The organism is Maritalea sp., assembly GCF_047634455.1.
GTDB lineage: Bacteria > Pseudomonadota > Alphaproteobacteria > Rhizobiales > Devosiaceae > Maritalea.
Map to the genome: position 1 here is coordinate 1 of NZ_JBLIAI010000071.1, position 12,428 is coordinate 12,428.

Sequence of the window (12,428 nt, forward strand, 5' to 3'; positions counted from 1 at the left end):
TGATATTCGCGCCTTGGTGGTCGGTGGCAAAGTTGTGGCGGCAATGAAGCGCTCTGGCGCTGAAGGCGAGTTCAGGTCAAACCTACATCGTGGAGGCAGTGCGCAAACTGTAAAAATTACCGCTGAAGAAAGATCAACGGCTGTGCGGGCAGCCAGAGTTATGGGCCTAAATGTGTGCGGCGTCGATATGCTTCGTTCAGCGCGTGGCCCGGTGGTGATGGAGGTAAACTCATCGCCCGGACTTGAGGGAATTGAAAAAGCGACCGGGATCGATGTTGCCGGAAAAATAATAAAATTGCTTGAGAACCCGCCGGTGCGTGCCAAATCAAAAACGAAAACAAAAGGCACGGGGTAATGCAGACCCAACCTGCATTTGTGATTGGTGGTCACAGCATTGCAGCGGGTGTGCGCAAAACGATAGATCTGCCTATAAGTGTTTTGTCGGACCACACACCCGCAACGATGCCGGTGCATGTGGTGCATGGGCGTCTTGCTGGTCCCACAATGTTTGTGAGTGCAGCAATTCATGGTGACGAAGTTATTGGGGTAGAAATCGTGCGCCGTCTGCTGCGCTTTCCAAGCTTGGACAGATTAAAAGGCACACTATTGGCGGTGCCGATTGTCAACAGTTTTGGCTTCTTAAATCAGTCCCGGTATTTGCCGGACAGACGCGACCTCAACAGGTCGTTTCCTGGCAGTGCGTCTGGTTCACTTGCCGCACGGTTGGCCCACATTTTTATGACCGAGATCGTTTCTCGGTCGGATGTTGGAATAGATTTGCATTCGGCAGCGATCCACCGCTCGAATTTGCCGCAAATTCGAGTTTCGCCGTCCAATAAGGATGTGATGGCATTGGCCGAGGCGTTCGGCGCACCGGTCATATTGACAGCTAAAGACCGCGAAGGCTCCTTGCGTCAGGCGGCTCAGCAAGTTGGCCTCGACATTTTATTGTATGAAGCGGGAGAAGGTTTGCGTTTTGACGAATTTGCGACCCGAGCAGGGGTTAGCGGCATTTTGCGGGTGATGCACAAATTGGGTATGGTGCCTGCAAAAGGTGTTTCGAAATCCAAAATTCAGTCGATGCTGGCCAGTGCAAGCTATTGGCAACGTGCACCCGCCGGCGGATTATTCCGCGCATTCAAGACGACGGGTGAACTCGTGCAGAAGGGGGATCTTTTGGGCGCAATATCTGATCCATTTGGCGAAATTGAAACTGAAATTACAGCGCCTTATGGCGGTATCATCATTGGTCGATCGGTTTTGCCATTCACAAATGAGGGCGACGGGCTATTTCACATTGCAAAAGTTGGTGAAAAAGAAGACGTCGAGGCAACTGTCGATGGTTTGACGTCCGAGTTGGATGACGACCCAATCTTTGACGAAGATGAAATCATCTAGGGTCTGGACTCAATTGAGAAAAGGTCTGTTTTGCATCCAACCCGAAAGGCAGCATTCGATTTTGCCCGTTTGCGTTGAAATATCCTCATTGACAGCAAGTCAATTCGGCCGATTTCGCCTAAATCTGATCAAAATTGAACTGCTGTCCAGATCATTTCTCAATTCAGTCCAGACCCTAGCACAAACGTCAAACAAGCGGGGCAGGGAGACTTACATCACTGCCTTGCTGTCGGTATTGCAGCGGTGCCCACAATGCGTTCAAAATACTCCATCACGCGTTGAAGCATGAGGTCCACCTCATCAACTTGCACGACGATGAGATCACCTGGCTGAACAATTGAGAACGCGTGTGCGAGCGCCGCCGATGGATCATTGATAATCTCGACTTGTTTATCACCATTTCCGTTGTCGAAAGTGCCGGATTGCACCAGTTCCGAGGTCTCGCCATAAGTGCGCTGTCGCGGATCGGCATCTGCGATAATGATGTGATCATAGACTTGCGAAAGTGCCGCGCCGAATGCCTTTATGTCCTTGTCCGTTCTGTTGCCGGTGCCATGCGCAACAACGATTTTTCGCCCTTTTGTGATGTGGGGGAGTGTTTTCCCTAACGCTTTGACGGCCGGTATGTTGTGTCCGTAATCAACCATCACTTTGAATGTGATGAAATCGATCAAATTCATACGTCCTGGGTTTTGGGAGGCGCTGGGGTGAAACGACCCAATGCCGTTTCGGATGATGTCAACTGACATGCCCAAGCCATGCAGGGCTGCCACGGCAGCTAACACATTTGCGATATTGAACGTGGCCACTCCACTCATGGTGATTGGAACGTCGAGCACCGAGAGAATATGAACGGCAGGCTTTGGTGAATGGATAACAATATTGCTATTTTGCAAAACAACCGCAGTCCCGCCCGCGCTAAGATGATGTGTTACGGTTTCATTTTCTGGGTGCAAAGAAAAATATATCAACTGACCGCCGGCCCTGTCCCGCAGGCCAACAACAGTGGGGTCATCTGCGTTAAGGACCGATACGCCTGTGTCTTTGACAACTTCAATGACGGTTGCCTTAACTAAAGAGAGTTCCTCCAGATCTTCAACGCCATCCATGCCAATATGGTCCTCATCAACGTTTAGAAGAACCCCAACATCGCAGTTGTCAAAGCCCAGGCCTCTTCTGATGATACCACCGCGCGCTATTTCCAGCACCGCGTAGTCACCGTTGGTTCACGCAACACAATGCTTGACCCTTCGGGGCCACTATAGTCACCACTGACAACCGGAACGCCATCGATTGCAACGCCTGTGGTACCTGCAAATCCAACCCTTAATCCACTATATTTAAGCGCATGGCTGATCAGTTTTGCCGTGGTTGTTTTGCCGTTTGTCCCGGTCACCGCAACAATTGGAACGCTATTGTTCGCGCCACGTGGGAACAACATATCCACAAATGGCTCTGCAACATTGCGGGCTTTGCCCTCCGTGGGGGCCAAGTGCATCCGAAATCCGGGCGCGGCGTTGACTTCCACTATGCCAGCGGATCCATGTTGTAGAGGCCGATCAAGACCGGGTGCGACGATATCGATCCCAATGCAATCCATGCCAATAATGCGGGCAACGCGCTCACACATTAGCCGAACATCTTGGTGAACCTTGTCGGTGACATCGCAGGCGGTTCCGCCGGTGCTCAGATTTGCTGTTGATTTGAGATAAAGCTTTTCGTTTGCGGCCAGCACATCATCGACTGATCGAGCTTGGAACGCGAGCAATCGCTCCGTCATATGGTCGATTGCAATTGCTGTGAGCACCCGTTCATGGCCAATGCCGCGTCTCGGATCCAAGTTGGTTTGGTCGATCAGTTGACGTATTGAGGACTTGCCATCGCCCACAACATTTGCCGGTTCCCGCAAAGCTGCGGCCACCAAAACCCCATTGATTACAAGCACACGATAGTCCAACCCAGTCATGCTTTTTTCAACAATGATTGAGTTGCATATCCGATGAGCCGAGGCGAATGCTGTTTCAAGCTCATTGGCATCAGACACACCGGCAGTAATTCCTCTGCCGTGATTGCCAACCTCTGGTTTTACCGCAACGGGATAACCAATATCCTGTGCAATTTGAACCGCTTCAGCCAGCGTAAGGGCGACAGCGCCGTCTGGCGTGGGAATGCCTGCTTGGCTTAGAAGCTGCTTTGTTCGAAATTTTTCGTCCGCAATCTCAACGCCAATCGCGCTGGTCCGGTCTGTCATCGTGGCTTGGATATGACGTTGCTTGGAGCCATATCCAAGCTGTACGTGGCTTTCGTTGTTCAGACGTATGGCGGGTATGCCGCGCATTTTTGCTTCTTCTACAATGCTACCGGTCGAGGGGCCAAGAAGATCGCTCTCGCGCAACTCTTCGAGTTGCGCAATGACAGCGGCAAGATCGAACTCACGATTTTGCGCTACCGCGTGCACGAGGTCCACGGCGGCTTGCCCGGCTCTTATGCCTGCTGATTCAACGCGATAGCGATAAACTACCTTATAAATTCCATGATCCTTGGTGTCATAGGTCTTGCCAAACCCAACTTCCATTCCCGCCAAACATTGCAATTCCAATGCAACATGCTCAGCAATATGGCCGATCCAGGTGCCACGTCTCAGGCGCGTGATAAAGCCGCCGGGGCCGCCAATCGAGCAACCATGATTTTCAAGGGTAGGGATCAACTTGATCAAGCGATCCGTAAAACCGTCCAGCGTGTCAGAAGGTTGTTCCTCATACTGACCAATATCCAAGACCATAAAGATGGCTTGATGCCGACTATATCTGTTTGGTCCTCTTAAGGCTCGGTGCTCAAGAATTTCCATGTAATGGCCTTCTGTGCGCGCAAGGCACACCGTCTACACCGGCACCTTTTGGATGAGCAAAGCATCCGGTATCCGCTGTGTTGAAGAAAACTGGCCTGAGGTTTTCGCTCTGTGTAATTGGCTCGGGCTTGGATGAAAACTGCCCGACTATTCATTTATTCAACGCTGAGAGCGGGCAAATACCGACCAGCGATGGAAACATTTAGCGGAGCAGGTATAACTGACAACAATTTGTGTCTGCACTTAAAATCTAGTGTACTAGATGTACTACAGTCGGAACTTCAAAGCCAGCTTGAATGGGATCAAGAGTCTTGAAATTGACTTGCAAAACTCGGAGATACTATTTGTGGCACGTTATCTAATTCCAATTGGCGGAAATGAGAAGAAAACGGAAAGTTCTGAAATATTCAGGCAAATGGTCGACCTTGCTGGGGGGAGTGCGGCGCGCATTATTGTTGTGCCTACAGCCAGTGAAGATCCAAAAGAACGCGCAAGGGATTACGAAAAACTGTTTGCCAGTTTTAACCCAGCGGCCATCGATGTTGTTCATATTGGCGAGCGTCGGGATGCTGGATCCGCTGCGCTTGCTAAGATTGTCAGTGAAGCCACGCTATTCATGTTCGGCGGCGGCGATCAGCTTCGATTGTCGTCCTTGATTGGCGGGACACCTTTGCATACAGCTCTTTTGGAGCGTTACCGCTTAGGAAATTGTGTGATTGCGGGGACATCAGCAGGTGCTGCCGTTATTCCAGAGGAAATGATCTTTCAAAACAACCGCTTCCGACATTTTCGCAAAGGCGGAATTGAAATGACCAAGGGGTTGGGATTGATTGACGATGTGCTTTTTGACACGCACTTTGCGGAACGATCGCGAATTTCTCGATTGGTGCACGCGGTTTCGACCAATCCAGCGATGCTGGGTCTGGGTATGGGTGAAAATACAGGGCTTTTGATTGAAGATGAAACCAAAGCAACTGTGGTCGGGTCAGGTACCGTGATCGTTGTTGATGGGAGCGCAATTGAGATCAATCATGTTGGTTATGCAAAGAACGGAGGCCCATTTGCCCTGACGAATGTGATCTACTCGATCCTTACGTCGGGAATGATCTACGATCTGAAAAAACGCATTATCGTTGATCCTGGGCCAGTAGCTCCGCCGTCGAGCGTCATTCCCAATCGGTAAAACACGGTTCCCGAGCCATTTCATTGACGGACAAGCGCGCTGCTCGCCAGCGTTCAATTTTGTGACGTTCCATGCGTATGAATTGCGTGTAGCCGGTGCCTAAGATGGTTTTTGCTTGCTTGAGAACACATTTCCAGAATTCTTGGCGTTGCCGGTGAGTGTGCACAGAAACCATGCAGGTTAACTGGCAAACTAAGATTTTGAGAATTCTTCATCAATTGACGCGCAGAAAGATTTCCGCTAAACATGAATAATGATTCATATTTCATGAAATCTAGTTTGGAGGGAGGACCAGATGTCAAAAGCCCCAATTTTAGGACTAATGACGGCTCTATTGATGAGCACAAGCGCATTGGCAGAGATCAAAATTGCGCATATTTATGGCAAAACCGGCCCGTTTGAGGCCTATGCGAAACAAAGCCATGTTGGCTTGGAGATGGGCATTGAATATGCCACTGGCGGCACATGGGAAATCAATGGTGAAAAGATCGTCATTGTTGAAAAAGACACTCAGCTCAAGCCAGATATTGGCAAGGCACTACTTGAAGAAGCATATGGCGATGATGAGGTTGATCTGGCCATCGGCCCGGTGAGTTCAGGCGTTGCTTTGGCTATGCTGCCCGTTGCTGAAGAATATGAGAAGATCTTGATTGTTGAACCTGCGGTGGCGGATTCAATTACCGGTTCAGATTGGAACCGATACATTTTCCGCACTGGGCGAAACTCCAGCCAGGATGCGATTGCAAATGCGATTGCATTGGGTGGGGACAACGTTCACATCGCAACGCTAGCCCAAGATTATGCGTTTGGGCGTGATGGCATAACCGCCTTCCGCGAAGCCTTGGACAGCAAGGGCTTTTCAATCGCTCACGAAGAATATGCACCTACCGACACTACGGATTTTACCGCGTCGGCAGAGCGCATCTTTAATGCCATGAAGGACCTTGAGGGCGACAAAAAGCTGTTCATCATCTGGGCAGGGGGCGGCAACCCGATGAGCAAAATCAACGCCATGGACCCATCACGGTTCGGGATTGAGATTGCGACTGGCGGTAATATTCTGGCTGCGCTCAAAGCCTACAAAGAGTTTCCTGGAATGGAAGGCGCGACTTACTACTATTACGAGTTGCCGGATAATCCTGTGAACGACTGGTTGGTTAAAGAGCATTTCGCGCGCTATGATAGCCCACCGGACTTTTTCACTGCGGGCGGCATGGCTGCGGGTATCGCAGCGGTTGAAGCGATCAAAAAAGCTGGGTCAACCGACACGGAAGCGTTGATTGCGGCGATGGAAGGCATGTCTTGGGAAACACCTAAAGGCACAATGACATTCCGCCCTGAAGACCATCAGGCGCTTCAGTCCATGTACCACTTCAAGACGGTGGTCAAAGACGATGTTGATTATGGCATTCCAAGCTTGGTGCGCGAATTGACAATTGAAGAATTGCCCATTCCAATTCGCAATCAATAACCACTTAAACGGTTGGGGCAAATTGCCCCGACCGTTGCAAATGAATTGGCACAATGATGTCTCACCCTCTTTTGGCGACCAAAGACCTAACAGTTCGTTTTGGCGGACATGTTGCGGTTGATGCTGTCACTTGCGCATTTCCTGCGGGCGAACTTACCGCAATTGTGGGGCCCAATGGAGCGGGCAAAACCACTTATTTCAACTTGATTAGTGGGCAAATTACACCGAGCAGTGGCTCGGTTAAAGTTGCGGGCGAAGAGATTTCAAGAATGCCGGTGGCCAAGCGCACACAAAAGGGCATTGGGCGTGCTTTTCAGCTGACGAACCTCTTCCCAAATCTTAGTGTGTTTGAAAACATCCGGCTGGTCATTCAGGCGAAGTTCAAAAAGGGCTTTGATCTGTTTTCAATGGCCGATAGCTATGCACAAATTGGCGATGCAGCAGATGAAATATTACAGCAGGTCAATCTGCTTGATCAGCGCGACACAATTGTTAGCGCATTGCCGCATGGGGATCAGCGTAAACTGGAAGTTGCCATGCTGATCGCACTCGATCCGCTTGTTTATATGTTTGATGAGCCAACCGCCGGGATGTCCGCAGACGAGGCACCGATTGTGCTTGAACTGATTGCGGGCCTTAAACAGGACAAGAGCAAATGCGTATTGCTTGTGGAGCATAAAATGGGGGTGATCCGCACCTTGGCTGATCGCATTATTGTTTTGCACAATGGCGCGTTGGTTGCAGATGGTGCACCCGAGGAAGTGATGTCATCCTCAGTGGTTCAAGAAGCCTATATGGGAAAGGCGCTTGGCGATGCGTGATGCCCTGCTTACGCTGAATGGCGTTCATGCCAATATCCATCAGTATAACATTTTGCACGGGGTGGATTTAGTTGTTCCCCGGGGCGAAGTGACAATGCTCTTGGGGCGCAACGGCGCGGGCAAAACCACAACGCTGCGGACAATCATGGGGTTGTGGCAAGCCCACCAGGGCGAAATCAACTTTGATGGCAAAAACATCACGCAATCCGCAACGGCGCAAATCGCCAAATTGGGGGTTGGTTATGTGCCGGAGGATATGGGTGTTTTTTCGGATCTAACGGTCGAAGAAAACATGATCCTTGCGGCCGTTAGTGCGCCAGTCTCACAAGAGCGGCTTGATCGCATTTTTAAAGCCTTTCCGCCGCTCAAGACTTTTTGGCACAGCGCAGCAGGCAATCTGTCTGGGGGTCAAAAGCAAATGCTATCAATTGCCCGCGCAATGGCTGAGCAGCGTCAACTCTATTTAATCGACGAGCCAACCAAGGGCTTGGCACCGGCAATCATCAACACTATGGCGGCGGCACTTGCGGAGCTTAAATCAAATGGGGCGACCATATTGATGGTCGAGCAGAATTTTGAGGTCGCAAAATATCTGGGCGACAAATGCGCAGTGATGGAAGACGGTAAAATCACCTGGGCAGGGGATATGGCTGAAATGGCAAAAGACAAGGTCTTACAAGAACGGCACATGGGCCTGAGCATGGAGGCCATATGAGCGCCGCACCTGAACACAATCCGACGCTGCACAAGTTAGGGTTGCAAGACAGAATTGCGCCTTATATCCCGCTGCTCTTAGTACCCATAATCATGCTCATTGGCGCGGGCGCAATTCAGTCGCCAAGCTCGTGGATGACACTAACCGTATCCGGTTTGGCGATGGGTATGATGATCTTCATCATGGCTTCTGGCCTTACTTTAGTGTTCGGTTTGATGGATGTGATCAATTTCGGCCATGGGGCGTTTATTTCGGTGGGAGCGTTTATTGGCATATCAATTTTGCTTTCCCTTGGCGGTCTCACCGGCGCTCCGTCTTTGTTTTTGAATGTGCTTGCGGTTTTGGCAGCGATCATTGGCGCAATGGTTGGTGCGGGCGCGCTTGGCTGGGCGTTTGAACGGGTTATCGTTAAACCCGTCTATGGTGCGCATCTCAAACAAATATTGGTGACCATGGGTGGCATGATTGTGGTGGAACAGCTCATTCTAGTGTTCTGGGGCCCCGACGAAATATTCATTACTCGGCCCGAAACGCTAAAGGGCGCGTTCATCTTTTTCGGCGCGGCGGTTGAAAAATTCCGGCTCTTGGCCGTGGTTTTTGGCCTTGTTATTTTTGTCGGCATGCGTTGGGTTTTGCGGTCCACTAAAATTGGTTTGATCGTGCGCGCGGGCGTTGAAAATGGCGAGATGGTGAAAGCTCTGGGCTACCCATTGCGCTTGGTATTTATCTCCATTTTCATTGCAGGTTCTGCCCTTGCAGGGTTAGGCGGGGTGATGTGGGGCCTTTATCAAGAAGTGATTACAGCACAAATGGGGGGCAATCTAATGGTGCTTGTTTTCATCGTCGTGATCATTGGTGGGCTCGGCTCGGTTGAGGGCTGTTTTATTGGTGCGCTGCTTGTGGGGCTGTTGCAAAATTATGTTGGATATTTGGACCCCAAACTGGCCCTTGTGTCCAATATTGGACTGATGGTTTTCATTTTGATGTGGCGCCCCCAGGGCATGATCCCTGTTGTGAAGGCGAAATAACATGCTCCACTCTATCCTTTCCGGCGACCAACCCCGCAGCAAAATTCTATCACTGGTGTTGATCATTATTGTGCTCGGTCTGGCATTTGCGCCGTTCTTATTTCCCGGCACACGGTCGCTTGATACTGCCGCGCGGATTTGCATATTTATTGCGCTTGTGGCGAGTTATGATTTGCTGCTCGGCTATACGGGTATTGTCAGTTTTGCGCACACAATGTTTTTCGGAGTGGGCGCGTATGGCGTTGCTCTGGCATCGGTGCATATGGGACCTGGGTTTGATGCGCTTATTGTTGGCACGTTGGCTGGCATATTGGTTGCGGCCATACTTGCGGCGATCATTGGCTTGTTTAGTTTGCGCGTGCGGGCAATCTTTTTTGCCATGATCACGCTGGCCGTTGCCACAGCGGTTGCGGTGTTGTTCAGCCAAATGTCCGGCCTTACCGGCGGCGAAGACGGGCTAAATTTTAAGATACCTCGCGCCTTAACATCGGCACAAAAGTTCCTCGCGGATCCGATTTTTGGCGTCAAAATAAATGGTAAACTGCTCAATTACTATTTGATGTTTTTTGGTAGTCTGACTCTAATTTTGATCTTCTTGCGGATTGTGAACTCGCCATTTGGCCGGGTGTTGCAAGCCATCCGCGAAAACGAGTTTCGTGCCGAATCTATTGGCTACAAGATCGTGATTTTTCGCACAGGCGCGTCGGTAATTTCCGCTATTGGTGCTGCAATTGCTGGATCACTTTATGCGATTTGGCTGCGCTATGTGGGGCCGGACACTACATTAAGTTTTGAAATCATGATCGATATTTTGCTCATGGTGGTGATTGGCGGCATGGGCACGATTTACGGCGCAGTGATCGGCGCCACCATATTCGTTATTGCGCAGAATTATTTGCAAAATCTGATGGGGGCGGCGGCAGATGCAACATCGTCCTTGCCGATTTTGCCATTGATATTTAATCCTGATCGTTGGCTGTTGTGGCTTGGCCTATTGTTTATTCTTAGCGTCTATTTTTTCCCAAAAGGGGTGGTGGGGCGCTTGCGTGGTGAAGGCAAATGAGCTTTGCATCAATTCACCAAAGTGGCGAGGGCCAACCAATAATCTTTTTGCATGGCTGGACCATGAACGGGGATGCTTTTGATGAGCAGCGCGCGCTGCTTTGCGATCGGTTCCACTGCTTTGCGCCGGATTTGCCTGGGCATGGTACTGCAGTGAATATGGATGCAACAATTGCGGCCTGCGCGAACTATTTGGACCAGATGATCACCGAAAAGAAACTTGAGAACGTCGTGTTGGTGGGATGGTCCTTGGGCGCAGCGGTCGCGTGGAACTATTTGCGGCGATTTGGCGAAGCAAAAATTGGCGGACTGATCAGCGTCGATATGAGCCCCAAAATCGTCAATGAGGGGGATTGGCAGTTCGGTCTGGTTGGCCGTACCGTACAAACCATTGCCGCCAGCAGTGCGCACCTGACGGCCGATTGGGCGCTGAGCTCAAAAGCCGTTGCCTCGGGCATGTTTGCCACCCAGCGGGGGCCGCTACGTTTCTCAGCAGACAGGTTTAGCGACATAATTGGCGCGCAAACACCGGACAAAATGCATCAAATGTGGGTTGATCTGACCCAACTTGATGAGCGAAGGACAATCAGTCAAATTCAAGTTCCCATGCTTGTTTGCTTTGGCGAAAAAAGCCGTGCATATGGGGCACCTGTGGCCCAATGGATTGCGGCAAATGCGCAAAATGCACGGCTTGAGGGGTTCGAAATGTCAGGACACTCGCCGCATTTGGAAGAGCCAGAAGCGTTTGCCAAACGGATCGCTGCGTTCATTCAATCCTTATAAGCACGTCGCAAAATGTAGCTTAGTCCCAGTCGGTTTTGTTCATCACCAGCGAGCGACCTTCGCATACGATTGTCCCATCAGCCGTGGTGCAGCTGGCCCAAAGATCTATCAGGCCTTTTTCCCGACGAAGTTCTAAGATTTTGACACTTGTGGTCAGTGGTTCACCAATTTTTGCTGGGGCCGGAAATTCCATTTCTTGCTTTAAATACATAGTGCCTGGGCCGGGTAGCTCAACTCCTAATAGGTAAGATATTTGTGCGGCCAAAAGTGGCTCGGGAACAGAGTTTATGGAAGATGCGGCGATCCCTGCTTGGTTCGAGAAGGCGTCAATATCGGCCTGGGTGTAGGTGCGGGTGGTGGTTTTGGTTTGATCAACTTGCATCATTTTAACTCCATTTTGCCCGTTAAAACGGTTTCGCCATTGCTTTGACGGATCGCCATTACATCAAAATTGTTGTGTGAGGTTTCGCTGATCAGCAATTGAATGACATCGCCCGCAAAGCACGGGGCAGGGAACATTAAAGTCTGGGACTTTTGGCGCGCATCGGGAATTTTTTGCCGCATCAGCCCCCAGAGTTTTGAATAGATGAGCATGCCGTGGGACACCGTGCGACCAAATAGCGTGCGGGCGGAAAAATCGGGATCCACATGTATTGGATTATCATCGCCGGAGATTTTTGCAAATAGGTCAAAATCAGCCTGAGTGGGCTGCCATTCGCTTTTAAACACGCGCATTGTCATATATTTCCTTTAGGTCTGGCTTGCGGATTTTACCTGCGGCGGTGCGCGGAAACTCATCCACCAAATGAAATGTTTTTGCAATTTTGTAGGGAGCTAGCCGTTCGCGGCACCAAGGGGCAAGTTTGGTCATGTCAATCTGGTGACCGGGCCGCAACAACAAAAAGGCTGCACCAACTTCACCCCATTTTTCATCTTTGACGCCAATCACCGCTGCTTCCAAAATGTCAGGATGGGTGATTAGAACTTTTTCAACTTCTGCGGGATAAACATTTTCGCCGCCTGAAATATACATGTCCTTGATGCGGTCAATCACATAGACATATCCGTCGGCGTCGCGCTTGCCCACATCGCCCGATTTCAACCATCCATCTTTAGTAA

Annotated in this window: 14 protein-coding genes; 9 read left to right on the plus strand and 5 right to left on the minus strand. The window is 50.4% G+C overall.

Annotated elements, in window-relative coordinates; translation table 11 throughout:
• Together ACJAZW_RS13555 and ACJAZW_RS13560 are read left to right on the plus strand one after the other, a co-directional pair.
• Positions 1 to 355, plus strand: a 355-nt coding sequence (locus ACJAZW_RS13555; RefSeq protein WP_415158991.1) for an ATP-grasp domain-containing protein, incomplete at its 5' end; no start/stop codon positions are given.
• Positions 355 to 1,398 carry a succinylglutamate desuccinylase/aspartoacylase family protein gene (locus tag ACJAZW_RS13560; protein WP_415158993.1) on the plus strand — a complete coding sequence of 348 codons (1,044 nt, stop codon included), beginning with the start codon at positions 355 to 357 and terminating at the stop codon, positions 1,396 to 1,398. The genes ACJAZW_RS13555 and ACJAZW_RS13560, both read left to right, overlap by 1 nt.
• A 215-nt stretch (positions 1,399 to 1,613) precedes the next feature.
• On the opposite strand, the gene ACJAZW_RS13565 is transcribed toward ACJAZW_RS13560, so the two are convergent.
• Positions 1,614 to 2,606, minus strand: a complete 993-nt coding sequence (locus tag ACJAZW_RS13565) for a glutamate ligase domain-containing protein (RefSeq protein WP_415158995.1) — start codon at positions 2,604 to 2,606, stop codon at positions 1,614 to 1,616.
• Entirely contained in the window at positions 2,594 to 4,246 is a 1,653-nt protein-coding gene (locus ACJAZW_RS13570) for a cyanophycin synthetase family protein (RefSeq protein ID WP_415158997.1), read from the minus strand. Before ACJAZW_RS13570 ends, ACJAZW_RS13565 begins: the two co-directional genes overlap by 13 nt.
• Positions 4,247 to 4,592: 346 nt before the next feature.
• Between ACJAZW_RS13570 and ACJAZW_RS13575 the strand changes: the two genes are divergently transcribed.
• From ACJAZW_RS13575 to ACJAZW_RS13605, 7 genes are all read left to right on the plus strand, one after another.
• Positions 4,593 to 5,429, plus strand: a complete 837-nt coding sequence (locus ACJAZW_RS13575) for a cyanophycinase (protein ID WP_415158999.1) — start codon at positions 4,593 to 4,595, stop codon at positions 5,427 to 5,429.
• Positions 5,430 to 5,724: 295 nt separating this feature from the next.
• Positions 5,725 to 6,900 (plus strand): substrate-binding domain-containing protein, encoded by a 1,176-nt coding sequence (locus ACJAZW_RS13580; RefSeq protein ID WP_415159001.1) that lies wholly within the window; start codon positions 5,725 to 5,727, stop codon positions 6,898 to 6,900.
• 53 nt (positions 6,901 to 6,953) lie between these two features.
• Positions 6,954 to 7,721, plus strand: coding sequence for an ABC transporter ATP-binding protein (locus ACJAZW_RS13585; RefSeq protein ID WP_415159003.1), 768 nt, complete (start codon positions 6,954 to 6,956; stop codon positions 7,719 to 7,721).
• Positions 7,714 to 8,436, plus strand: a complete 723-nt coding sequence (locus ACJAZW_RS13590; RefSeq protein WP_415159005.1) for an ABC transporter ATP-binding protein — start codon at positions 7,714 to 7,716, stop codon at positions 8,434 to 8,436. Before ACJAZW_RS13585 ends, ACJAZW_RS13590 begins: the two co-directional genes overlap by 8 nt.
• Positions 8,433 to 9,464: a branched-chain amino acid ABC transporter permease gene (locus ACJAZW_RS13595; protein WP_415159008.1), complete on the plus strand. Its 1,032-nt coding sequence runs from the start codon at positions 8,433 to 8,435 to the stop codon at positions 9,462 to 9,464. Before ACJAZW_RS13590 ends, ACJAZW_RS13595 begins: the two co-directional genes overlap by 4 nt.
• Before the next feature lies 1 nt (position 9,465).
• On the plus strand, positions 9,466 to 10,527 hold the full coding sequence (locus tag ACJAZW_RS13600; protein WP_415159010.1) for a branched-chain amino acid ABC transporter permease: 1,062 nt from the start codon (positions 9,466 to 9,468) through the stop codon (positions 10,525 to 10,527).
• Positions 10,524 to 11,309 carry an alpha/beta fold hydrolase gene (locus ACJAZW_RS13605; protein ID WP_415159012.1) on the plus strand — a complete coding sequence of 262 codons (786 nt, stop codon included), beginning with the start codon at positions 10,524 to 10,526 and terminating at the stop codon, positions 11,307 to 11,309. Before ACJAZW_RS13600 ends, ACJAZW_RS13605 begins: the two co-directional genes overlap by 4 nt.
• A 19-nt stretch (positions 11,310 to 11,328) precedes the next feature.
• Here the strand turns inward: ACJAZW_RS13605 and ACJAZW_RS13610 are convergent, their stop codons facing one another.
• The 3 genes from ACJAZW_RS13610 to ACJAZW_RS13620 all read right to left on the minus strand — a co-directional run.
• Positions 11,329 to 11,694, minus strand: coding sequence for a phosphate acetyltransferase (locus ACJAZW_RS13610; protein WP_415159014.1), 366 nt, complete (start codon positions 11,692 to 11,694; stop codon positions 11,329 to 11,331).
• The gene (locus ACJAZW_RS13615) at positions 11,691 to 12,044 is read right to left on the minus strand and encodes a MaoC/PaaZ C-terminal domain-containing protein (RefSeq protein ID WP_415159016.1); all 354 of its coding nucleotides are present in this window, start codon (positions 12,042 to 12,044) and stop codon (positions 11,691 to 11,693) included. The genes ACJAZW_RS13610 and ACJAZW_RS13615 overlap by 4 nt, the downstream gene beginning before the upstream one ends.
• Positions 12,031 to 12,428: class I adenylate-forming enzyme family protein (locus ACJAZW_RS13620; RefSeq protein ID WP_415159018.1), on the minus strand; the 398-nt coding region annotated here is incomplete at its 5' end. The genes ACJAZW_RS13620 and ACJAZW_RS13615, both read right to left, overlap by 14 nt.